This is a genomic window from Actinoallomurus sp. NBC_01490, from assembly GCF_036227085.1.
GTDB classification, from domain to species: domain Bacteria; phylum Actinomycetota; class Actinomycetes; order Streptosporangiales; family Streptosporangiaceae; genus Actinoallomurus; species Actinoallomurus oryzae.
Map to the genome: position 1 here is coordinate 760,769 of NZ_CP109433.1, position 21,847 is coordinate 782,615.

The following is a 21,847-nucleotide window of genomic DNA, read 5'->3' on the forward strand; positions in this document are numbered from 1 at the left end:
GTGACATCTATTGACCCCTGCTCACCCTGGCTAATTGCACGCTAACTGCACGCTGCGAAGGCCCCACGTGGGCGTCTAGACCACCGTCCCTCCGACTGTGGCGGGGCTGCGGCCTCTCCGCCGTCTTCCGGCTGCGCCCGTACTACTGGCCAGAGTTGCGTTATATGTCGCGTAACGTCATATTGGACCTTGTGGAGCCTAAGCCGATGCGGGAGCAGAGTTATCTGATCCTGCTCGCGCTCGCGCCCGAACCCCTCTACGGCTACAGCATCATCATCACCGTCGAGGAGCTGTCGGACGGCCGGGTCAGGCTCGGGCCCGGCACGCTGTACGGCGCCTTGGACCGCCTGGCCGATGAGGGCCTCATCACGCGCGACCGCGAAGAGGTCGTCCGGGGCAGGTTCCGCCGTTACTACTGCCTCACCGGTGCTGGCCGCGAGGCTCTGGCGGCCGAGACCCAGAGGCTGACCGCGTTGGCGGCGCGGGCTCGCCGGCGGCTGGCCGGCCCGAGGATCTCCGGGAGCCCTGCATGACGACACCGTACGAGCGACGCTGCCTCACGCTGCTGCGCGCCTACCCTCCGCGCTACCGCGCCGCCCGCGGGAACGAGCTGCTCGGCACCCTGCTGGACGTCGCGACGCCGGGCCGGGAGACACCTTCGATCCGTGAGTCTTGGGACGTCGTCCGCGGGGGATTGCGGACCCGCTGGCGTGCCCACCCTCCTGTGGGGCGCTGGCTGCTCTACCGCGGGTTCGGCGCCCGACTGCCCTACGCCTACCGCTGGTGGGCCCGTGATGACATCCTCGGCCGCTGGTTCGCCGTGCGCAACGGTCTCGGCTTCCTCCTACTCGGAGGCCCTGTCCTAGTCGCCGGGGAAACCGGTGGTGCGGTGCTGGTGCACATCGTGGACGGCGTCCCCATCCGATCGAATTTGCCGGTTCTCGGCAGCGGTCTGTGGTGGACGGTGGCCACGATCGTACTGATGTCGGTCATCTTGACCATGGACAAGCGCCGCCGGGCGCTGAAGCTGAAGAAGCATGAGTTTCACCCGGACGGCACCCCGTTCGAGGCGGCCCCGACGTGGGGGCGGCCCTGGCCGCCGCACGTCCGGCAGGGGCCCGTCGCCACGTCGGCGTATCCGCCGGTACCCCCGCACGCTCCGGCCTCCTGGCCGCCCCTGGTGCCGCCCGTGGCCGCCCGTGCGCGACGCCCAGAGCAGCCACGGGACGACTCGCTCTGGCCATCAGGCCCCTGGCAGCCACCGAAGTGACGCCCATCGACCAGGCTCAGGTAGCCGGCAGTAAGCCGCTCTCCAGACCGCGGTGGTCGACAGACACGAAGTTTAGGAACGGATTGCAGCTCATCGGCTTGACCAGTCCAGATGCGGTGGACTTCTGACCCTATTACGGCGAAATGGAGATGCGCCGCCACGATCAAGAAAGTACCTCGCGGGCAGAACGCGCCTTGGCGCTTACGGTCGCTAGCGTGGTTGACGCCAGGAAGACGCAGGTCAGTGGTGGCGCAGGTCACGGATGATCTTGCGGGAGGAGTATGGACACACCATTCATGAGGCCATTGATGCCTTCAGCGTTCGATACGAGGAACTGCGGAACTCGCGGCCTGATGACTTCACTGTCCCATGCGACGAGTACGGCAAGGGCTTCTACTCCTAAGCAGCCGCCACCGCCGCGGCTGCGTCACCCGCGAAGCCGGCGAGGCCCGGCGCCCTGCGCAGGGCCCTGGCCTTCCGGACGGATCCTTTGATGTTTCCGGCCCGGCTAATGCTTGACAATGATCTGAAGCTGTCCATGTTATCTATTGAGGTTGAGCTCAACCTTGGGTCGCACGACCAATGCCTCGCCCCAGTCTCCGGTGAACTCCCAGGCGGATGACTCATCGCCCACCGGCGTGAAGGTGTCGATATTGCCGTAATCCTGCTCACCATCAGGGTCGACCGTAGGCGGGTTCCCAGACCGACGGAACAAGATCGGCTGCGGACTCCGTACCACCAACAGGCCGCGTCGGTAGCAGTACATCTCACCGGGCCGGGGCGGTTCGTAGAGAGTATGTCGCTCCATGAGCACCGCTTCCAGGTCGAAGACCAGAGCGTCTCCCCGTTCGTCTACTTTCAGCACCCACGAATCTTCGAGGTAGACCTCGGCGAAAGTCTTGAACGTCTCGTAGTAGGCCCGCACACGCCCGTCATCCGGCACATCATCATCATGGCCGATTGAGAGTTGAACCGCCGCAGGCGTTCGCACCTGCTCGACCGGCAAGCATGAGGTGGGAATGAAGTGACAGGCATCTACCGGGACAGCACAAGGTTCGCCGGTTCTGTCCTAGATTGCTGCCGCTGATGATCCGTCGTCGGTGTCGGCGTTCAGGATGTGGGCGTTCATCGCGGTTGCAGCGTTGGCGAGTTCGGGGATCTCCACGACGGTGATTCCGGCGGCTTCCAAGGCTGTGACGCCGTGGGCGTCGGACACGAAGATCGGTGGTTCGCGCCATGCGATGACCACGCGTCGGATTCCGGACGCGATGATCAGGTCAGAGCAGGTGCGGGGTCGGGACTTGCGCCGTGTGCAGGGCTCAAGGGAGCTGTAGAGCGTGGCTTCGGGGAGGCGCTCGTCGTCTGGTGTGAGCTTGCTCAACGCGGACTCTTCCGCGTGGTAGTGCGGCTGCTCTCGCGAGTAGCCCTGGGAAATCTCCGAGCCGTGTGCGTTGACGATCACGCATCCGACCGAGAACGCGGTGTCGCTGGGCGGACACCGTTTGGCCAGGTCGATGGCGAACGATAGCCATTCGTAGTCGGTGGAACGGCTCGGTGGTACGAGAGGCAACTATTTGACCTTCTCCCTGGGGAGGTAGCGCAGCAACGCGATATCTCCGATCGTGCGGGCCTCCGCGAGCGTCATCCGGTTTGCCGGCCCGTTCGGGAAGTCGCCGGCGTTGACGAACCGCGGGGCGTCGGGGTCGCCGAGGAAGAACGGTGCGATGGCGAGATGAATCTCATCGGCCAGGCCAGCGGTGAGGAACTGTGTGTGGATCGTTCCGCCGCCCTCGACCATGAGGCGCTTGATGCCCCTCGCTCCGAGGTCATCCAACATGGCCTCGAAATCGAGAGTGGCGCCCAGACCAGCGATGTCGGCAAGGTCACCCAGCCGTTCGCGCAGCTTAGAAACGGCTGCGTCCGGGCAGTAGACGAGCTTGTCCCCGCCGTGGTGCCAGAACTTCAGGTCGCGGTCCAGGTCTCCGGTGCGGGTGATGGTGATCTTCAGCGGGTACGGCGGCAGGCCGCGCGCCTCGCGCTCGTCGCGCCGTTTGGCGGAGTTCACCAGTAGCCGGGGGTTGTCACGGCGGAGTGTCGTGGCCCCGATGAGGATCGCGTCAGACTCAGCGCGTACCTGGTCGACACGGTCAAAGTCGGCTTCGTTGGACAGCAACAGCCGTTCGGGGCTGGTGTCGTCGATGTAACCGTCAACCGAGGTGGCCACGCTGAGCAGCACGTAGGGGCGCGTGGTCATGTCCGGGATGTCCTGTCCTTCTCTTGCGGGAGGGAGGGTGGCGGTGAGGTGGTCGCGGAATTCGACCACTTCGGGGACACGCTGCCACTGTGTTAGCTGGGTGTCCATGTGGGCGAGCCCTTCACCGATCCTGCCCGACTCGATCTCGGCTGCGGCGGCAGAGCAGCGGGACCCCTGGCCCGACAAGTCCCGCGCTGGTGCGGGACGATGGCCCCGATGCGCCCAATTGCCCGCTAATAGCCCGGCGGGCGTAGGGGAAGCAGGTTGGACGCTACAAGGTTGAGAGGGTGGGAGTTTAGGGCGTCAAGAACGAAACGAGCCCTCCTCCGGCAACAACCAGTGGGGGGCGTGGGGGGCGGAGCCCCTCACATCGGGGGTTCCAGGGGGTCGCCCCCCTGGGCCAGCACGAGCGGGTGACGGGAATCGAACCCGCACTACCAGCTTGGGAAGCTGGAGTTCTGCCATTGAACTACACCCGCAGTGGTCCGGAGACCGTTCGCACATGCTACCGGAACCTGCGACCCGGTGGTTCCCATCATCCCGGCCTCGTACGCGTCGTAGCGCGGTAACCGGTAGTTTCAGCCTGTGCTGCTCTCCGATCGGGATCTCAAGACCGAGATCGAGTCCGGGCGTATGAAGATCGATCCGTACGACCCCGCGATGGTCCAGCCGTCGAGTGTCGACGTGCGGCTGGATCGGTACTTTCGGGTTTTCGAGAACCACAAGTATCCCCACATCGATCCCGCCGTCGAGCAGCCCGATCTCACCCGGCTCATCGAGGTGGCGTCCGATCAGCCGTTCATCCTGCATCCCGGGGAGTTCGTGCTGGCCTCCACGTACGAGGTGTTCGGGCTGCCCGACGACCTCGCGGCGAGGCTCGAGGGCAAGTCGTCTCTTGGGCGGCTCGGGCTGCTCACGCACTCCACGGCCGGCTGGATCGACCCCGGGTTCTCCGGGCACGTCACGCTCGAACTCTCCAACGTCGCCACGCTGCCGATCAAGCTCTGGCCCGGGATGAAGATCGGGCAGATGTGCCTGTTCCGCACGAGTTCGCCGGTCGAGCATCCGTACGGGTCCGCGGTGCACGGGTCGCGCTACCAGGACCAGCGCGGGCCGACGCCCTCGCGGTCCTACCTCAACTTCCACCGCACTCAGGTCTGACCGAGACCCAACGCGCACCGTGGTCGCATGACCACTCACCGCTCAATAATTGTACATAGCAATTAACCTCTCGGTAACCTCGCCAGACGTCTGGCCCGAGAGTTCGGTTGGCGAAGCCAGGTATGGCGTGCGTCACACCGGACGTCTCGGGTAGTACAGGCGAGCCATCGGTGCGCAGCGGAGCCGGCGGCTCGCGCCACTTGCCGCGCGGCCCCCGGGCGCGGCCCGGCTCGGCTCGACCGCGCCTGTCCTGCCCGGGCCGGTGCGGCCGGACCGGAAGGACGATGTGTCCAGACTGCGCGTACGAGGGGTCTCCAAGGTCTTCGGCCGGAAATCCGCCGAAGCCCTGCGCAAGATCAGTCAAGGTGCCGAGCCGGCGGAGGTACGCCGGCTGGGCGCGACCGTGGCGGTGGCCGACGTCTCCTTCGAGGTGGGGGACGGCGAGATCTTCGTTGTCATGGGCCTGTCGGGCTCGGGCAAGTCGACGCTGATCCGGATGCTCAACGGCATCCTCGAACCGAGTGCCGGCAGCATCGAGGTCGACGGCGCCGACGTCGCCCAGATGAGCGGCAAGGAGCTCCGTGAGCTCCGCCAGCAGAAGATCAGCATGGTCTTCCAGCACTTCGCGCTGTTCCCGCACCGTACGGTGCTGGAGAACGCCGCGTACGGGCTGGAGGTACGGAACGTTCCACGCCAGGAGAGGCTGGCCAAGGCCAAGGAGTTCCTGGACACCGTCGGGCTGGACGGCTGGGAGGACCGCTACCCCGACCAGCTGTCGGGCGGCATGCAGCAGCGGGTGGGGCTCGCCCGCGCGCTGGCCGCCGAGACCGACATCCTTCTGATGGACGAGGCGTTCAGCGCTCTCGACCCGCTGATCCGCCGTGAGATGCAGGACCTGCTGCTCGACCTGCAGGGGCGGCTCAACAAGACGATCGTGTTCATCACGCACGACCTGAACGAGGCCATGCGGCTCGGCGACCGGATCGCGATGCTGCGCGACGGGCGGGTCATGCAGATCGGCACCGCCGAGGAGATCCTCACCGACCCCGCCAACGACTACGTCGCCCAGTTCGTGGCGGACGTCGACCGTACGCGGGTCCTCACCGCCCGCTCGGTCATGGAGAACCCGGTCGCCGTGGTCGACGCGAACGGCGGGCCCCGCGCGGCCGTACGCGTCATGCGTGAGACCCAGTCGTCCGCGGCGTTCGTCCTCAGCCGTGAACGCCGGCTGGTCGGCGCCGTCCACGCCGAGCCCGCCGCCAAGGCCGTACGCGAGGGGCGGACCGACCTGGAGGGCCTGGTCGACGAGGACGTTGAGCCCGTCGATCCGGACACGGCCGTCGCCGACCTGTTCACCCGATGCGCCGAGAGCCCGTTCCCGGTGCCGGTCGCCGATGGGGACGGCAAGCTGCTCGGCGTCATTCCCCGGGTCACCCTGCTCGCCGCGCTCGGCAACCTGAACGGCAACGGCAACGGCAACGGGCAGAGCGAGGAGGTCGCAGCCGGTGTTTAGGCTCCATCTCGGTGACTGGGTCACCGATGTCGTCAACTTTCTCACCAAGCACTGCAAACCGGTCTTCACCGCGATCAGCGACGTCGTCGACGGTGTGGTGCACGGCCTGAACCACCTTCTGGGCGCGCCGCCGTCGCTGGCGCTCGCCGCCCTGGTCGCGATGGCGTGCTGGTGGCTGCGCGGGCTGGCCGCGGGCGTGCTGACCTTCGCCGGGTTCGTGCTGATCGACGCGCTCGGGCAGTGGACCGCCGCGATGGAGACGCTCTCCCTCGTGCTCGTCTCCAGCGTCGCGGCCCTGGTGATCGGGATCCCGCTGGGCATCCTGAGCGCCCGCGCCCCGACGTTCAGTGCCGTGGCCCGGCCCGTGCTGGACTTCATGCAGACGATGCCGGCGTTCGTCTACCTGATCCCGGCGATCTCCTTCTTCGGACTCGGGGAGGTGCCGGGTGTCATCGCCACGATGGTCTTCGCGATCCCGCCCGGCGTACGCCTGACCGAGCTCGGCATCAAGCAGGTCGACCGGGAGACGGTCGAGGCCGCCGAGGCGTTCGGCACGCCGCCGGGACGCGTGCTCACGCGCGTGCAGCTTCCGCTGGCGCTGCCGACGATCATGACCGGTGTCAACCAGGCCATCATGCTGTCGCTGTCGATGGTCGTCGTCGCGGGCATGGTCGGCGCCGAGGGTCTGGGAGCGAACGTCTTCGGCGCGATCACCCAGTACAACCTGGCGGCCGGCGCGGAGTCCGGTCTGGCCGTCGTCGTCCTGGCCATCATCCTCGACCGGATGACGGGTGCGCTCGGCGCGAGGCTGGCCCCGGCCGCGCGGCGCGCGGCCGACCGCGCCGCACGCGGCGGCGCCGTGGCGGTGCTGCGGTACCGCCCGCGCCCGGCGCTGGGCCTGTCGGGCATCGTCGTGTTCGCGCTGCTCGCCACCACGCTGGGCATCGTGGGCTCGGGCGGCGGAAGCAACGGCAAGCCGATCACCATCGGCTACATCCCGTGGGACGAGGACATCGCCGTCACCCAGCTGTGGAAGACCGAGCTGGAGAAGCACGGGTACAAGGTCACCCTGCGGCAGGTCGACGCCGGCCCGCTGTTCGCCGGCCTCGGCCAGGGCGACATCGACCTGTTCTTCGACGCGTGGCTGCCGACCACCCACGCCGACTACTACAACAAGTACAAGGGCAAGATCGAGGACATCGGCATCTGGTACGACAACGCCAGCCTGCAGCTCGCCGTGCCCAAGGACGACCCGGCCAATTCCATCGCCGACCTCAAGGGGCAGAGTTCGCGCTACAAGGGCCGCATCGTCGGCATCGAGCCGGGCGCCGGCGAGATGAAGACCGTCGACAAAAAGGTGATGCCGGCGTACGGCCTGGGCGACTACAAGCTGGTCGCGAGCAGCACGGCGGCGATGCTCGCCGAGCTGAACCGCTCGATCCAGGGCCACCAGCCGATCGTCGTGACGCTGTGGAAGCCGCACTGGGCGTACACCAAGTTCCCGATCAAGCCGCTCGCCGACCCGCAGAAGGCCTTCGGTTCGGCGGAACAGGTTCACACGCTGGGACGCAAGGGGTTCGCGAAGGACTTCCCGGAGGTGAACGGCTGGCTGAAGAAGTTCACGATGGCGGACGCGCAGCTGTTCCCGCTGGAGGACCTCGTGGTGAACAAGTACAAGGGCAACGAGGCGCGGGGCGTCGCCGAGTGGGAGAAGCAGAATCCGGCGGTGGTGAAGAAGCTGACCGGCTGACGGGCACGTCCGACAAGCCGCATTCGGTCGCACTGAGTGGCCGTCAGGTAGCGCAGACGGTAATTCTCGGTACGAGGGGTGGATAACTCCCCGCCGAAGGCGGTAACGTCGGCCTCGACGCGTTACTGGTCGATTCGGTTGACGAGAGTCGTTGTGACCTTCGTCACACGGATTGGCTAGGACGTTGACGGCGCCATCGCACTCCCCGCTCCCCCCGCGATGGCGCCGTCAGTCATTTCCGGGCCGTTTCGCACGAGGACGGATTCCCATGACCTCGCGGAGCGAGGGAATCGAAGACGCGTCCCTGCGGTCACGCCCTCCGACGGAGGAGGACTCATGACCCTGCCGCAGGTCACCGACCCCGACGCGGCACTCGTGCTCGTCGGTGAGTGGGGTACCACCGGCGCCGGACACCAGCGCGCCGCCGCCGACGCCGCCCTCGGCGCGTGGGAGGCCGTACCCGCTCCGGAGGGGCTGTCCGTCGTACGGCTGCCTGCTCGGCGAGGACGACCGGACGCCGCTGCACTACGTCCAGTGGTCCGGCGAGGACGCGGCCCGCGCGTTCGTCTCGACGGACCGCCCGCGGTGGGTCGCGGCGGTCGACGACGCCGTCGGCGGCATCGAGCCCCGGCGGGTCGTGCCCTACCGGCTCTACCGCAGCGTCGTTCCGGACGTTCCCCCGCACGCGACGAGGTTCTCCCGAGCGGGGTTCGGCCGTGACGTACAGTCCCAGGCATGGAGATCACGTGGCTCGGTGCGGGAGACGAGGATCGGTACCGGGAGATACGGCTGCGGGCTCTGGCCGACGCGCCGGAGGCGTTCGCCTCGACGTACGAGGATGAGAAGGCCTTCTCTCCCGAGGTCTGGACCGCCCGCCTGACCGGCGACCGGAGCGTCAACCTCCTCGCCGTCGAGGACGGTGCGACCCTGGGCATGACCTCCGCGCTGGTCGAGGACGGCGGTGTCGCCCATATCGTCGGCATGTGGGTCGCGCCCGAGGCGCGCGGCCGGGGTGTCGGCCGGTACCTCATCGAGACGGTCGCCGACTGGGCACGTGACCAGGGCCTGCGTGAGCTGGCCCTTTGGGTGGCCGAGCCCAACGCGCCGGCTCGTGCCCTGTACGAGCGATGCGGGTTCCACCCGTCCGGCGAGCGGCAGCCGCTGCCCTCCGACACGTCCATCATGGAGCGCAGGCTCGTACGGGAGGTCGGGCGGGGGCTGCTGGCCGACCGGTCCCCGTTGCCGGACGGCCTGGACGCGCGGCTGGCCGAGCAGCTCACCTTCGTCATCGAGATCGACCGGCTCAAGGCGATCGTCCGGCAGTCGCCGCTCGCCGCCGCGCCGCGCCGCGAGAACGACGCCGAACACTCCTGGCACCTGGCCATGATGGTGCTGCTCCTGGCCGAGTACTCCGACGAGCCCATCGACGTCGGCCACACCCTCCGGCTCGTCCTCGTCCACGACCTCGTGGAGATCTACGCCGGCGACACGCCGCTGTACGACACCGCCGCAGGCGTGGACCAGCGCGAACGCGAGGTGGCCGCCGCGGAGAAGCTGTTCGCGCTGCTCCCCGACGACCAGGCCGGCCACCTGCGCGCCCTGTGGGACGAGTTCGAGGACCGCCGCACGCCCGAGGCGCGCTTCGCCAAGGCGATGGACCGTTTCCAGCCGATCCTGCTCAACTGGATGGCGCGCGGCGGCACCTGGCAGACCTTCGACGTCACGGCCGACGACGTACGCGCGCGCAAGGCCGTGATCGGGGACGGCTCCGCGGCACTGTGGAAGGCCGCCCGCCAGCTCATCGACGAGGGGCAGCGCCGCGGCTGGGTCCGGTGACCGCCCGGACGCCCCCGGCCGGGGGCGTCCGGGCGAGAGACGGGGTCAGAGGCACGCGGGAAGGTGCATCGCCTCGACCTAGCCCCAGCGGACGGACGACGGAGAAGGAGCCTCATCCATGGACCGGCCGGTACGCATCGCCAACTGCTCGGGTTTCTACGGCGACCGGATGTCCGCGCTCGCCGAGATGGTGGAGGGCGGTCCGGTGGACGTCATCACCGGCGACTACCTGGCCGAGGTCACCATGCTCGTGCTGGCCAAGAACCGGCAGAAGAGACCGGGCGGCGGTTACGCGAGCACCTTCCTGCGCCAGCTCGCCCCGGTGGTGACCCGGATCGCCGAACGCCGCATCAAGGTCGTCGTGAACGCCGGCGGCCTCGACCCGGCCGGCTGCGCCGACGCCACCCGTACGCTGCTGGCCGAGGCGGGGGTGGACCTCGCGGTCGCGCACGTGGAGGGCGACGACCTCGCCGCGCGGGTCCCCGCCCTGCTGGCCGACGGTCACGACCTGGCGCATCTCGACACCGGCGAGCCGTTCACCCGCGACCCCCTCACCGCCAACGCCTACCTCGGCGGCTTCGGCATCCAGGCCGCGCTCGCCGCCGGCGCCGACATCGTCATCACCGGCCGGGTCGCCGACGCCTCGCTGGTCTCCGGCGCCGCCGCCTGGTGGTGGCGCTGGACCCCGGCCGACCTCGACGCGCTGGCCGGCGCGGTGGTCGCCGGGCACGTGATCGAGTGCGGCGCGCAGGCGACCGGCGGCAACTTCTCCGGCTTCCGGGAGATCGCCGATCTCACCCACCCCGGCTTCCCCCTCGCCGAGGTCCACCGCGACGGCGCGAGCGTGATCACCAAGCACGAGGGCACCGGCGGCGCGGTGACCGTCGACACCGTCACCGCGCAGCTGCTGTACGAGATCGGCGCGCCCGGCTACCTCAACCCGGACGTCGTCGCGCACCTCGACTCGGTCCGCCTCGACCAGGAGGGACCCGACCGCGTGCGCGTCAGCGGCGTACGCGGGTCGGCGCCCCCGCCCACCACCAAGGTCGCGATCACCGGGCTCGGCGGCTGGCGCAACGAGTCCACGTTCGTGCTCACCGGCACCGACGTCGACGCCAAGGCCGCGCTCGTGGAGCAGGCGGTCCGCGCCCGCCTCGACGGCGACCCGGGCATCGCCGACCTGCGCTTCACCCGCATCGGCGCGCCCGTCGAGGACCCGGCCGACCAGATGGCGGGCTCGAGTCTGCTGCACGTGGCGGTCGACGGTGAGCAGGGCAGCGCCGGGCGCGCCTTCTCGTCGCTGTGCGTCGAACTCGCCCTGGCCAACTACCCGGGCATCTACGGCATGGGCGTGCCGGGCCCCGGCGCGGCGTACGGAACCTACTGGCCGGCGCTCGTGCCGCAGGACCTGCTCGACCACACCGTCGTGCACGCCGACGGCCGCCGTGAGGTGGTGCCGCCTCCGCCCGTCACGGCATCGCAGGAGACCGCGGCCCCGCCGGAGCCGGAGCCGTACGACGAGGGCGTGACCGTGGACGGGCCGCTCGGCCGCATCGTACGGGCCCGGTCCGGCGACAAGGGCGGCAACGCCAACGTCGGCCTCTGGGTCACCGACCCGGAGGCCTGGCCCTGGCTGCGCGCCACGATGACCACCGACCGCCTGCGCGCGCTGCTGCCCGAGGCCGCCGGCCTGCCCGTCGACCGGTACGAGCTGCCCAACCTGCGCGCGGTGAACTTCGTCGTCCGCGGACTCCTCGGCGGCGGCGCCACGGAGGCCCGCCGCTTCGACAAGCAGGCCAAGGCGCTCGGGGAGTGGATCCGCGCCCGTCACGTCCCGATCCCGGACCGGCTGCTTTCCGGGTATCACCGGGAGTGATGGATCAGGAGACCTCCCGGGAGACCATGGCGTCGCTGCAGCTCGGCGTGCTGCTCGCGTTCGCCGGCGGGTTCCAGGACGCGTACTCCTTCATCGGCCTCGGCGGGGTGTTCGCCAACGCCCAGACGGGCAACGTGGTGCTGCTCGGCGTGGACGCCGGGCGGCAGCACTGGGCCGAGGCGCTGCGGCACGTGCCGCCGCTGCTGGCGTTCATCCTCGGCGTGGCGGTCGCGGAGACGCTGAGCCGCCCACGCGTCGCCGCGGTGCTCCGCTGGCCGGCCCGGTTCGCGCTCGTCCTGGAGATCATCGTGCTGGGTGTCGTGGGCGCCCTGCCCGGTGGCGTGTCGTACAGCCTGATCGTCGTGATGATCGCCTTCACCGCGTCGGTGCAGGTCACGACCTTCCGTACGCTGATCGTCTGGCCGTACAACACGGCGATGGTGACCGGCAACCTGCGCACGGCGGCGCAGGCCGCGTACCAGGCGGTCGCCGACCGCGACCCGGAGGCCCGGCGGAAGTCGCGCAGCTTCGCGACCGTCATCGTGAGCTTCATGGCCGGCGCGATCGCGGGCGGCCTGCTCACCCTGGAGCTCGGCCGGCACGCGATCTGGATCTCGGCGGGCGTCCTGCTCGGCGCGCTCGGCCTGTTCGTGGTCGACGAGCACCGCGGCGTGATCCGCGACCGGCTCCGCGGAGGCCGCCGCGACCGCGACGCGGAGTGACGCGGCCTTTTTCGCGGGTCAGGCGAGGAGGCGTGTGACGGCCTCGCGGGCGAGAGCGCGCGTCGCGGCCGGGTCGTCGAGGTCGCCGGCGACGACCAGTCCGTCGCGGAGCATGGTGAGCATCGTGGCGGTGCGGTCGGCGTCGGCCTCCGAGCGGCCCGCCTCGGTCAGCAGGTCGCGGAGAATGCCGTGGAACCACGCGCGGTGCTCGGCGACGACGCGGCGTACGGGATGGTCGGGGTCGGGGTACTCCGCCGCGGCGTTGACGAACGCGCAGCCGCGGAAGCCGGGGCCGCAGATGAAGTCGCCGAGGTCGTCGAAGACCGACAGGATCCGTTCCTGCGGCGTGTCGCCCCGCACGACGGTCGTCGCGTGTACGCGGTCGCTCTGTTCTTGCACGTAGGCGCGGACGAGCTCGTCCTTTGACGGGAAGTGGTGGTAGAAGGTCGCCTTCGCCACGCCCGCCTCGGCGATGACCCGGTCGATGCCGACCGTGTGGATGCCCTCGGCGTAGAAGAGGGCGCCCGCGGTGTCGAGAATGCGCCGCCGGGCCGGGCTCTCCGCGCGCCGGCGCTCCGTCGTCTCGGTCGTGGCCATGCGTTGACATTACCAGACAGATCTGTCTACCATCGGCCTCACGACGAGACAGACAGGTCTGTCTGGACAGGAGATCCTCATGAGCGCCCTCTACACCGCGACCGCCACCGCGTCGGGCCGTGACGGCCGCGCCGTCACCTCCGACAAGAAGCTCGACGTCACGCTCGCCATGCCGAAGGAGCTCGGCGGCAGCGGAGAAGGCACGAACCCCGAGCAGCTCTTCGCGGCCGGCTACTCCGCCTGCTTCGCCAGCGCGCTGGGGCTCGTGGCGAGCAAGAAGAACATCGACGTGGCCGACGCCTCCGTGACCGGCGAGGTGGGCCTGCACCCGAACGGCTCGGGCGGCTTCAGCCTCAGCGTCACGCTGCGCGTCGAGCTGCCGGACCACGTGGATGACGAGACCGGCCGCGAGCTGCTCGAGGCCACGCACCAGGTGTGCCCGTACTCCAACGCGACCCGGGGCAACATCCCGGTCGAGCTGGTCAGGGAGTGACGGTCAGCAGGGGGTGACCGTCACCGGCACGGTGAGCACCCGCCCGGCGCCGAGGACACGCTCGGCGCCGGTGAGGACGAACTTCCCGCGCAGCGGCAGGTCCTCCGAGGACGAGCCGACCGCCACCTCGATCGTTCCCGGCTCGACGATCCGGCGCAGGTCCGCGCCGGTGAACCCGGTGCGGTCGGCGTGCACCGAGAAGGTCACCCGGGCCGCGGTCCCCGGCGCTAGCCGCACCCGCGCCCAGCCCACCAGCAGGCGCACCGGCCGTACGACGGAGGCCACGGGGTCGGACAGGTACAGCTGCACGACCTCGGTGCCGGAACGGTCGCCGAGGTTGCGCACGGTCACCGCCACCTCGACCGTGCCGTCCGTCGGCGCGGAGGGGTCCACGCGCAGGTCCTCGTAGCCGAACTTCGTCCACGTCAGGCCGTGCCCGAACGCGAACAGCGGCTCGGGGTCCACCGCGCTCCACCGCGACGACGCGCCCGTACGGGGCCGCAGGTAGGTGCCCGGCTGGCCGCCCGGGTGGCGCGGCACGCTCACCGGCAGCCGGCCCGACGGCTCGACCCGGCCGGACAGCACTCCGGCGATCGCCGTGGCACCCTCCTCACCGGGGAAGAAGGCCTGCACCACGGCGGCGGCCCGCTCGGCGATGCCGCCCAGAGCGTACGGCCGGCCGGTCAGCAGGACCACGACCGTGGGAGTGCCGGTCGCCAGCACCGCCTCGGCGAGCGCACGCTGCCGGCCGGGCAGGGCGAGCGTCTCGGCGTCGCATCCCTCGCCGGAGGTGCCGTGGCCGAAGATCCCGGCCCGGTCGCCGAGGGCGAGCACGCACACGTCGGCGTCCCGCGCCGCCGCGACCGCCGCCTCGATGTCGCCGTCGCCGGCCACCATGACGTCGCCGCCGGCGGCCGTCGTCAGCTCGGCGCCGGGCAGCGCGGCCCGCAGCGCCTCGGCGAGCGTCGGCACCTCCACGCCGATCGGCAGCTCCGGATATCGCGCGGCCATGTGGTTGGGGAAGGTGTAGCAGCCCATCATCGCCCGCGCGTCGTCGGCGAGCGGGCCGGCCACGGCCACCCGCCGCGCCCGCAGCGGGAGCACGCCGTCGTTGGCCAGCAGCACGACCGACTCCTCCGCGACGCGGCGCGCGAGGTCGCGCAGCTCGGGCGGGTCCAGATCGACCGCCTCGGCCTCCTCCGCCGGCTCGTCCAGCAGCCCCAGCTCGCACTTGAGCGCGAGCACCCGGGCGACGGCCCGGTCGAGATGCTCCTCGGGCACCGCCCCTCGCCGGACTCCTTCGACGAGCGGGGCGCCGTAACAGCGCACGGTGGGCAGCTCGACGTCCATGCCGGCGCGCAGCGCGAGCGCCGCCGCCTCCGCGGGCGAGCCCGCGACGCCGTGCATCTCCTCCAGGAACGAGATCGCGAAGTAGTCCGACACCACGACGCCGGTGAAGCCGAGCTCCTCACGGAGCAGCCCGGTGAGCAGGCGCTCGTCGGCGACTACCGGAACGCCGTCGACGTCGGCGTAGGAGTTCATCACCGCACGGGCCCCGCCCTCGCGGAGCGCGAGCACGAAGGGTTCGAGGATGACGTCGGCGAACTCCCGCGGGCCCATCGGCACCGGGGCCATGTTGCGGCCCCCGCGCGAGGCGGAGTATCCGGCGAAGTGCTTGAGCGTCGCGACCAGGCCCGAGCGTTCGAGGCCGCGGACGTAGGCGGTGCCGACGACGCCGACGAGGTAGGGATCCTCGCCGATGGTCTCCTCCGTACGGCCCCAGCGGTAGTCGCGGGTGACGTCGAGGACCGGGGCCAGACCCTGGTGCACGCCCGCGCGCCGCATGGTCGCCCCGATGGCGCCCGCCATCTCCTCGACCAGGTCGGGGTCGAAGCTCGCGCCCCAGGCGAGCGGGCAGGGGAACACCGTCGCGGTCCAGGTCATGAAGCCGGTCAGGCACTCCTCGTGCGCGATCGCGGGGATGCCGAAGCGGTTCGCCGCCACGACCCGCGCCTGGAGCTCGCGCAGCCGCGCCGCGCCGTCGGCCGGGCGTACCGGCGCCGTGCCGAAGACGCGGGTGAGCTGGCCGAGCCCATGCTGGAGGATCTCCTCGAGCGGCGGCGGCTCACCGAAGTCGTCGGGCAGCGGCGCCACCTCCTCGCCCTCGCGCGCGGACTCGGCCCAGTAGCCGACGAGCTGCCCGGCCTTCTCCTCGATGGTCATCCGGTCGAGCAGGTCGGCGACCCGTTCGGCCACGGGAAGCCGGGGGTCGCGCCACGACTCGTGGGTGCGGAGCGTTTCGGCCATGAACGGCCCTCCCTAGGCGGCGGGCGGCGGCGCGGTGGACAGCCGGACCCGCAGATCGGTGGCGAGCTCCATGCGAGGACTCACGAGGGCCTCGCCGTCGAGCTGCTGGAACAGCATGCGGGCCGCGAGCCGGCCCATCTCCTCCAGGGGCTGGCGGACCGTGGTCAGCGGGGGTGACAGCCACTGGCACAGGGGAAGGTCGTCGAAGCCGACGACACTGAGGTCGTCGGGGATCCGCAGCCCGGCCTGCCGGGCCGCCTCGTACGCGCCCATGGCCTGCTGGTCGCTGCCCGCGAAGATCGCCGTCGGCCGGTCGTCCAGGGCGAGCAGCTCGCGCGAGGCACGGAACCCGCCCTCGTGCCGGAAGTCGCCGTACAGGACGAGCCGGCGGTCGAACTCGATGCCGGCGCGTTCCAGCGCGGTCCGGTAGCCGTCGATGCGGGCCTGGGTGCAGAGCATGGTGCGCGGGCCGCCGATGGCCGCGATGCGCCGGTGGCCGAGCGACAGCAGGTGCTCGGTCGCGGCCAGGCCGCCCGCCCAGTTGGTCGCGCCGACGCTGGCCACGTCGGTGTCGGGCAGGTCGACCGGGTCGATGACGACGAGGGCGACGCCCGCGCGTTCGAGCTGCTCACGCTGTTGCGGCGTCATGCGTGAGGTCACGAGGATCACGCCGTCGCTGTCGTGCTTGGTCGTCATGGAGGTCCAGCTCGGCGGGCGCGCGTCGTCGTCGCGTACGAGGGAGACGACGGTGCCCGCGCCGCGCTCGGCGCACTCCGCCTCGACGCCGCGCAGGATCTCCACCGCCCACGGGCTGTCCAGGCCGCCGATGACCAGGTCGACCAGCCCGGAACGGCGCGCGCGGCGACCGCCCGGCGCGAGGTAGTTGTGCGTCCTCAGCAGGTCCGCGACCCGCTCACGCGTGGCCGGCGCCACGTCGGTGCGGCCGTTCAGCACCTTGGAGACGGTGGCCTGGGAGACGCCGGCCTCCGACGCGATCAGGGCAAGCGTGGGTCGTGTGGGCTGCTCGCTGATGGCACTACCTTCCTTCGCTCTGCCGACCAGTGATCACGAATGCTATCGCAAACTTTCGAACCGGCACAGACCATCGTATCCAGCGGGTTAATCGAGGACTGTTCACGAATCGGTGACAAGGGGTTGACCCCCGTACCCGCCTTTTCTAGGGTACGGCAGCAATAGATATCGATAACTTTCGAAAATCTATCGCCCGCGTTCTCGGACCGTTCTCCCACCCCCAGTCAAGGAGGTCCTGATGGGCGAGACGCCCCTCTCCCGGCGCACCTTCCTGTCCGCTGCCGCGATCACCGGCCTGTCCGCGCCCCTCCTCAGCGCCTGCGGCACCTCGGGCCCGGCCGGAGGGAAGGGAGGCGGGAAGACCGTCCAGGCCTGGGTCCTGGTCGACGAGGCGCAGAACAGCGTGCAGAAGGTGGCGATCGACGACTTCAACAAGGGCTCCTCCGGCAAGGTGAAACTGCTGCCGATCTCCAGCGACGGCGAGGTCTACACCGACAAGCTGCGGGTGAGCATGGGGTCGCCCAACCCGCCCGACCTGCTGTTCAACTGGGGCGCCGGCAGCATCCGCAACTACGTGCAGACCGGTGGCCTGGTCGACCTGAGCTCGCAGCTGAACGCCGACCCGACCTGGAAGAACTCCTTCCTGCCCTCGGTGCTGAACGCCGGGCAGATCGACGGGAAGTACTACGGCATTCCGATGCGCGGCATGCAGCCGGTCGTGCTGTTCTACAACAAGACGCTTTTCGCCGAGCAGGGCCAGAAACCGCCGGCGACCTACGACGACCTGCTCAAGCTGGTCGACTTCTTCAAGAGCAAGAAGATCCAGCCGTTCGCGCTCGGCGGCCTCGACAAGTGGCCCGAACTCATGTGGCTGGAGTACCTCGTCGAGCGCGCGGGCGGCCCGACGGTCTTCGCCAACATCGCGGCCGGCCGGCCCGGCGCCTGGCGCGACCCGGCGATCACCACGGCGCTCGGCCAGATCCAGGACCTGGTGCACCGCGGCGCGTTCGGCACCAACTTCAACTCGGTCAACTACGTCAACGACGGTGCCGGGCTGCTGTTCGCCAAGGGCAAGGCGGCCATGCACCTCATGGGCAGCTGGGAGATCTCCAACCAGGTCTCGCGGCATCGCAAGTTCGCCGACAAGGACCTCGGGTTCGCGCCGTTCCCGTCGGTGACCGGCGGCAAGGGCGACCCGAACGCCGTCGTCGGCAACCCGACCAACTACTTCTCGATCAGCACCAAGTCCGTCGACAAGGACGCCGCGATCGCCTTCCTCAAGAAGGAGATGGCCGCGCCCGCGTACGTGGACGCACTCATCAAGTCCGGCGACGTGCCGGCCGTGACCGGCATCGAGGCCAAGCTGTCCGCCTCGCCCCAGCCGGAGTTCGCCCGCTACGTCTACCAACTCGTGCAGAAGGCGCCGAGCTTCACGCTCTCGTGGGACCAGGCACTGTTGCCGCAGTTCAAGACGCCGCTGCTGGCGAACCTGCAGAAGGTCTTCTCCGGCAAGCAGACTCCGCAGCAGTTCGTCACCGCCCTGGAGTCGGTGAAGTGACCGCCGCGCTCCCGGTCGCGCGCCGCGGAGGCGTCCGTACGGCCGAGAAGGGCACCGACCGGGCGGCGCGGCCGGGCGTGCTGTGGGTCGTTCCGGCGACGCTGTTCTTCATGGTGTTCGCCGGGCTGCCGCTGGTGCTCGTGGCGGTGCTGTCGTTCACCTCCTGGAACGGCCTCGGCACGCCGAAGTTCAACGGCCTGGACAACTGGAGCCGCCTGCTGTCCGACTCGTCGGTGTGGCAGTCGCTGCGGATCAGCGCGATCCTCACCGTCCTGTGCTGGGTGGTGCAGACCCCGCTGGCGCTGCTGCTCGGCGTGTGGGCGGCCGGGCGGCAGCGCAACCGGGCGGTGCTGTCGTCGATCTTCTTCCTGCCGCTGCTCATGTCGACGGCGGCGATCGCCATCACCTGGCTGACGCTCCTGGACCCCAACTTCGGGCTCGCCGCCAAGTGGGGGCACTACATCGGCTTCCCCGACGGCAACATCATCGGCAGCCCGCGCGGCGCGCTGGGATGCGTCGTGGTGGTCGTCGCCTGGCAGTTCGTGCCGTTCCACACCCTGCTCTACCAGGCGGCCACGCGGCAGATCCCCCAGTCGCTGTACGACGCGGCCACCGTCGACGGCGCCGGGCGGGTGCTGCAGTTCCGGCACATCACGCTGCCGCAGCTGCGCAACACCATCGTCACCTCGTCGGTGCTGATGCTGGTGGGGTCGCTCACCTACTTCGAGACGGTGCTGATCCTCACCGGAGGCGGTCCGGGGAGCGCGACGAACATCCTGCCGCAGCACATGTACGTGACCGCCTTCCGCGACTACCAGATGGGGTACGCCAGCGTGATCGCGCTCGCCCTGGTCGCGCTCGGCACGGCCCTGTCGCTGCTCATCGTCCGTTTCTCCGGGTTCGCCAAGATGCGCAGCACGCTGGAGGGGATCTGAGGTGGCCGAGGTCAGGCTGAGGGGCGCGCACCGCGCCCGGCAGGGCGCGCGGCCGGGCGGTGCGCCGGGTGTCCGGCGGGGTGGCCGCCGTCCGACGGAGCGGCCGAACTGGGCGGCGGGCGTCGCGGCCGTCGTCTGGCTGGCGTTCGTGATCATTCCGATCTACCTCATGGTCAAGGACGCCCTGCAGACCACCGACTCCTACCTCGACGGCGGTCCGCTGTCGCTGCCGCGGCACGTCACCGGGCACAACTTCGCCGACGTCTTCGACCGTGGCTTCACGCGCTACCTGATCAACACGGCCATCGTCACGGTCGCGAGCGCCGTGCTGACCGTGCTGCTCGCGTTCCCGGCCGCGTACGCGATCGTGCGGTCCCGCAGCCGGGCGGTCTCGGGGATCTTCCGGCTCTTCCTCGCCGGCCTGGCCATCCCGGCCCAGGCCACGATCATCCCGGTGTACCTGCTGATCACGCGGATGCACCTGTACGACTCACTGACCGCGATCGTGCTGCCGACGGTCGCGTTCGGGCTGCCGCTCAGCATCCTGGTGCTGGCCTCCGCGCTGCGGGACGTGCCACGGGAGCTGTACGAGGCGATGACGCTCGAGGGCGGCGGGTCGGTGCGGCTGATGTGGAGCCTCGCGCTGCCGCTCAGCCGCGCGTCGCTGACGACCGTGTCGGTCTACTGCGCGCTGAACGCCTGGAACGGCTTCCTGTTCCCGCTGATCCTCACCCAGTCCGACGAGCAGCGGGTGCAGACGCTCGGCCTCTACAACTTCCAGGGCCAGTTCAGCTCGAACATTCCCGGCCTGATGGCGGCGGTGCTGCTGTCCGCGCTCCCGATCTTCGTGGTCTACCTGTTCGCCCGGCGCTGGCTGGTCGCCGGCATGGCCGGCGTCGGCGGGAAGTGAGCTCGGGCGCCGTTCAGGGCGGATCACCAATGTCTCCGGCGATGGCCGGCGCGGGCATCGACCGGACGCGCTCATCTCCGCTCTGGCGGCATGCCCACCGGGACACCGGGGACGTCGGTCGTGACGGTCAGGCCGGGAAGCGCGTCGCGAAAGCCGATGTTCAGCCCGAGTCCGGTCAGCTCGCCGTACAGCTCGCCCAGGAGCCGCAGCTCTTCCTCGTGACGAATCGTGTGTCGCACCGCCTCGCCCCTCTCTGGTCGCCGGAGGTGCGGCGATCCGGGGACCGCCACATCTCCTCATACGCAGAGCGCGGCAAAAGGTTCATTTCGGTCGGCGCTCGACCGAAACCGGCCGCCGGACGGTGGCGAGCCGTTCGCTTGGGAGGCCTGTTCGCTCAGGAGACCGGGTCGCTCAGGAGACCTGGTCGACGGCGCGGCGCGGCGCGCGGAAGACGCGGACGACCTCGCTGACCCGGTCGGTCAGGATCTCCTCGGTCCGGTCGTCGTACGTTCCGCGGCCGGCGCGGCGCTGCGCCCAGCGGGGCACCGGTGTGGCCGTACGGTTGGCCGCGTGCCAGCGGTCGGTCAGCTCGCCCAGGCTCTGCCGCGCCTGCGCGAACGTCAGGCCGGGCAGGTCCACCTGCCGCGACTGGCGGGCGGCCGTCTCCGCCGACTGGTAGGCCTTCGCGGCCTCCACGGCCTGGCTCTCCTTGCGCGCCGGCCCGACCATGCTGATCACCGTGGTCAGCATCGCGGCCACCAGGGCGAGCCCGCCGGCGATCACGGGGAACCGGTCCCCGGCGAGCACCACGCTGCCGGCCACCCCGGCCGACACGACGGCGGACGCGCCGAGCCCGAGGTTGATGAACCGCCAGATCCGGACGGTCTCCCACTGTGCCCGCGCGGCCCGCGCGCAGACCTCCTCGATCCGGCAGAACTCGGCCGCGACCGCGACGCGCCACGTGGGCTCGATCCCGCCGAACAGCTCCTTTTCGGCCATGGGGCTTCTCCGATCACCTCGCCGACGATGAGCCAGATGATCCAGCGGTCACCGGCCGTCCGTGGCCACGACAACGGAAACCGGGAATGCCCTTGACTAGAGCTGGAGCTTCAGCCCTTCGTGGGTGGGTTGGAAGCCGAGCGACTCATAGAAGCGGATCGCGTCGGAGCGGCGCTTGTCGGAGGTCAGCTGGACCAGGCCGCATCCCCGCTGCTTCGCCTGGTCGATCGCCCAGGCGATCATCTCGCGGCCGAGGCCGCGGCTCCGGTGGGCGGAGGCGACGCGTACCGCCTCGATCTGGGCGCGTTCGGTGCCCATCCGGCTGAGCCCGGGGATGTAGGTGAGTTGCAGTGTGCCGGCGACCTCGCCGCCGATGTCGGCGACCACCAGGTGGTTGCGGGGGTCCGCGTCGATCTCGCGGAACGCGTCCAGATAGCGGTCGGACGCGCCCTCGCGCCCGGCGCCGATCACGTCGTCCGCGAGGAGGGCGACGATGGCGGGCACGTCCTTCTCGGTGGCGGTGCGGAAGATCACTTCGGTCGGCACGTGAATCACCTTAGTGCGGATTGACACGACCTCCCGTAGTACTACAGTTGGTAGTACTACAATATGTCAATACGACGATGGAGGCGGC

The 21,847-nt window shown here is 70.0% G+C and carries 21 protein-coding genes and 1 tRNA gene; 12 read left to right on the forward strand and 10 right to left on the reverse strand.

The window, feature by feature from the left end; translation table 11 throughout:
• Positions 1 to 206 precede the first annotated feature (206 nt).
• Positions 207 to 533 (forward strand): PadR family transcriptional regulator, encoded by a 327-nt coding sequence (locus OG417_RS03970; RefSeq protein WP_329249871.1) that lies wholly within the window; start codon positions 207 to 209, stop codon positions 531 to 533.
• Positions 530 to 1,270, forward strand: a complete 741-nt coding sequence (locus tag OG417_RS03975; RefSeq protein WP_329249874.1) for a hypothetical protein — start codon at positions 530 to 532, stop codon at positions 1,268 to 1,270. The genes OG417_RS03970 and OG417_RS03975 overlap by 4 nt, the downstream gene beginning before the upstream one ends.
• A 541-nt stretch (positions 1,271 to 1,811) precedes the next feature.
• Here OG417_RS03975 and OG417_RS03980 read toward each other — a convergent pair.
• From OG417_RS03980 to OG417_RS03995, 4 genes are all read right to left on the reverse strand, one after another.
• Positions 1,812 to 2,276: a hypothetical protein gene (locus tag OG417_RS03980; protein WP_329249877.1), complete on the reverse strand. Its 465-nt coding sequence runs from the start codon at positions 2,274 to 2,276 to the stop codon at positions 1,812 to 1,814.
• 63 nt (positions 2,277 to 2,339) lie between these two features.
• Entirely contained in the window at positions 2,340 to 2,840 is a 501-nt protein-coding gene (locus OG417_RS03985) for a dCMP deaminase (RefSeq protein WP_329249879.1), read from the reverse strand.
• The gene (locus OG417_RS03990) at positions 2,841 to 3,632 is read right to left on the reverse strand and encodes a RibD family protein (protein WP_329249882.1); all 792 of its coding nucleotides are present in this window, start codon (positions 3,630 to 3,632) and stop codon (positions 2,841 to 2,843) included.
• A 300-nt stretch (positions 3,633 to 3,932) separates the two neighbouring features.
• Positions 3,933 to 4,003: transfer RNA gene (locus OG417_RS03995), tRNA-Gly, on the reverse strand.
• Between the two features lie 106 nt (positions 4,004 to 4,109).
• Between OG417_RS03995 and dcd the strand changes: the two genes are divergently transcribed.
• The 6 genes from dcd (at position 4,110) to OG417_RS04025 (ending at position 12,382) form a co-directional block, all read left to right on the forward strand.
• A complete protein-coding gene (dcd, locus tag OG417_RS04000) occupies positions 4,110 to 4,685 on the forward strand; it encodes a dCTP deaminase (protein ID WP_329249885.1) in 576 nt (191 codons plus the stop codon).
• A gap of 286 nt (positions 4,686 to 4,971) precedes the next feature.
• Positions 4,972 to 6,198 carry a quaternary amine ABC transporter ATP-binding protein gene (locus tag OG417_RS04005; RefSeq protein WP_442875653.1) on the forward strand — a complete coding sequence of 409 codons (1,227 nt, stop codon included), beginning with the start codon at positions 4,972 to 4,974 and terminating at the stop codon, positions 6,196 to 6,198.
• Positions 6,191 to 7,948: an ABC transporter permease/substrate binding protein gene (locus OG417_RS04010; protein ID WP_329249888.1), complete on the forward strand. Its 1,758-nt coding sequence runs from the start codon at positions 6,191 to 6,193 to the stop codon at positions 7,946 to 7,948. Before OG417_RS04005 ends, OG417_RS04010 begins: the two co-directional genes overlap by 8 nt.
• 735 nt (positions 7,949 to 8,683) lie before the next feature.
• Positions 8,684 to 9,784, forward strand: a complete 1,101-nt coding sequence (locus OG417_RS04015; RefSeq protein WP_329249891.1) for a GNAT family N-acetyltransferase — start codon at positions 8,684 to 8,686, stop codon at positions 9,782 to 9,784.
• A 118-nt stretch (positions 9,785 to 9,902) separates the two neighbouring features.
• A complete protein-coding gene (locus OG417_RS04020; protein WP_329249894.1) occupies positions 9,903 to 11,660 on the forward strand; it encodes an acyclic terpene utilization AtuA family protein in 1,758 nt (585 codons plus the stop codon).
• Positions 11,660 to 12,382: a YoaK family protein gene (locus OG417_RS04025; protein ID WP_329249897.1), complete on the forward strand. Its 723-nt coding sequence runs from the start codon at positions 11,660 to 11,662 to the stop codon at positions 12,380 to 12,382. Before OG417_RS04020 ends, OG417_RS04025 begins: the two co-directional genes overlap by 1 nt.
• An 18-nt stretch (positions 12,383 to 12,400) precedes the next feature.
• On the opposite strand, the gene OG417_RS04030 is transcribed toward OG417_RS04025, so the two are convergent.
• On the reverse strand, positions 12,401 to 12,979 hold the full coding sequence (locus OG417_RS04030) for a TetR/AcrR family transcriptional regulator (RefSeq protein ID WP_329249900.1): 579 nt from the start codon (positions 12,977 to 12,979) through the stop codon (positions 12,401 to 12,403).
• 79 nt (positions 12,980 to 13,058) lie between these two features.
• On the opposite strand from OG417_RS04030, the gene OG417_RS04035 reads away from it, so the two are divergent.
• Positions 13,059 to 13,472, forward strand: a complete 414-nt coding sequence (locus tag OG417_RS04035) for an organic hydroperoxide resistance protein (RefSeq protein ID WP_329249902.1) — start codon at positions 13,059 to 13,061, stop codon at positions 13,470 to 13,472.
• A gap of 3 nt (positions 13,473 to 13,475) precedes the next feature.
• Here the strand turns inward: OG417_RS04035 and OG417_RS04040 are convergent, their stop codons facing one another.
• Together OG417_RS04040 and OG417_RS04045 are read right to left on the reverse strand one after the other, a co-directional pair.
• Complete coding sequence (locus tag OG417_RS04040) at positions 13,476 to 15,779, reverse strand: glycoside hydrolase family 3 N-terminal domain-containing protein (protein ID WP_329249905.1); 2,304 nt, start codon at positions 15,777 to 15,779, stop codon at positions 13,476 to 13,478.
• A 12-nt stretch (positions 15,780 to 15,791) separates the two neighbouring features.
• Positions 15,792 to 16,841 carry a LacI family DNA-binding transcriptional regulator gene (locus tag OG417_RS04045; protein WP_329262101.1) on the reverse strand — a complete coding sequence of 350 codons (1,050 nt, stop codon included), beginning with the start codon at positions 16,839 to 16,841 and terminating at the stop codon, positions 15,792 to 15,794.
• Positions 16,842 to 17,049: 208 nt separating this feature from the next.
• On the opposite strand from OG417_RS04045, the gene OG417_RS04050 reads away from it, so the two are divergent.
• From OG417_RS04050 to OG417_RS04060, 3 genes are all read left to right on the forward strand, one after another.
• Positions 17,050 to 18,369 (forward strand): ABC transporter substrate-binding protein, encoded by a 1,320-nt coding sequence (locus OG417_RS04050; protein ID WP_329249908.1) that lies wholly within the window; start codon positions 17,050 to 17,052, stop codon positions 18,367 to 18,369.
• 110 nt (positions 18,370 to 18,479) lie between these two features.
• A complete protein-coding gene (locus OG417_RS04055) occupies positions 18,480 to 19,304 on the forward strand; it encodes a carbohydrate ABC transporter permease (protein WP_442875739.1) in 825 nt (274 codons plus the stop codon).
• Between the two features lies 1 nt (position 19,305).
• The gene (locus tag OG417_RS04060; protein ID WP_329249913.1) at positions 19,306 to 20,214 is read left to right on the forward strand and encodes a carbohydrate ABC transporter permease; all 909 of its coding nucleotides are present in this window, start codon (positions 19,306 to 19,308) and stop codon (positions 20,212 to 20,214) included.
• Positions 20,215 to 20,285: 71 nt separating this feature from the next.
• Here OG417_RS04060 and OG417_RS04065 read toward each other — a convergent pair whose 3' ends face one another.
• The 3 genes from OG417_RS04065 to OG417_RS04075 all read right to left on the reverse strand — a co-directional run bounded on the left by OG417_RS04065 (position 20,286) and on the right by OG417_RS04075 (position 21,759).
• Entirely contained in the window at positions 20,286 to 20,453 is a 168-nt protein-coding gene (locus OG417_RS04065) for a hypothetical protein (RefSeq protein ID WP_329249915.1), read from the reverse strand.
• 172 nt (positions 20,454 to 20,625) lie between these two features.
• Complete coding sequence (locus OG417_RS04070) at positions 20,626 to 21,213, reverse strand: hypothetical protein (RefSeq protein ID WP_329249916.1); 588 nt, start codon at positions 21,211 to 21,213, stop codon at positions 20,626 to 20,628.
• A 96-nt stretch (positions 21,214 to 21,309) separates the two neighbouring features.
• The gene (locus OG417_RS04075; protein ID WP_329249919.1) at positions 21,310 to 21,759 is read right to left on the reverse strand and encodes a GNAT family N-acetyltransferase; all 450 of its coding nucleotides are present in this window, start codon (positions 21,757 to 21,759) and stop codon (positions 21,310 to 21,312) included.
• Positions 21,760 to 21,847: the final 88 nt, after the last annotated feature.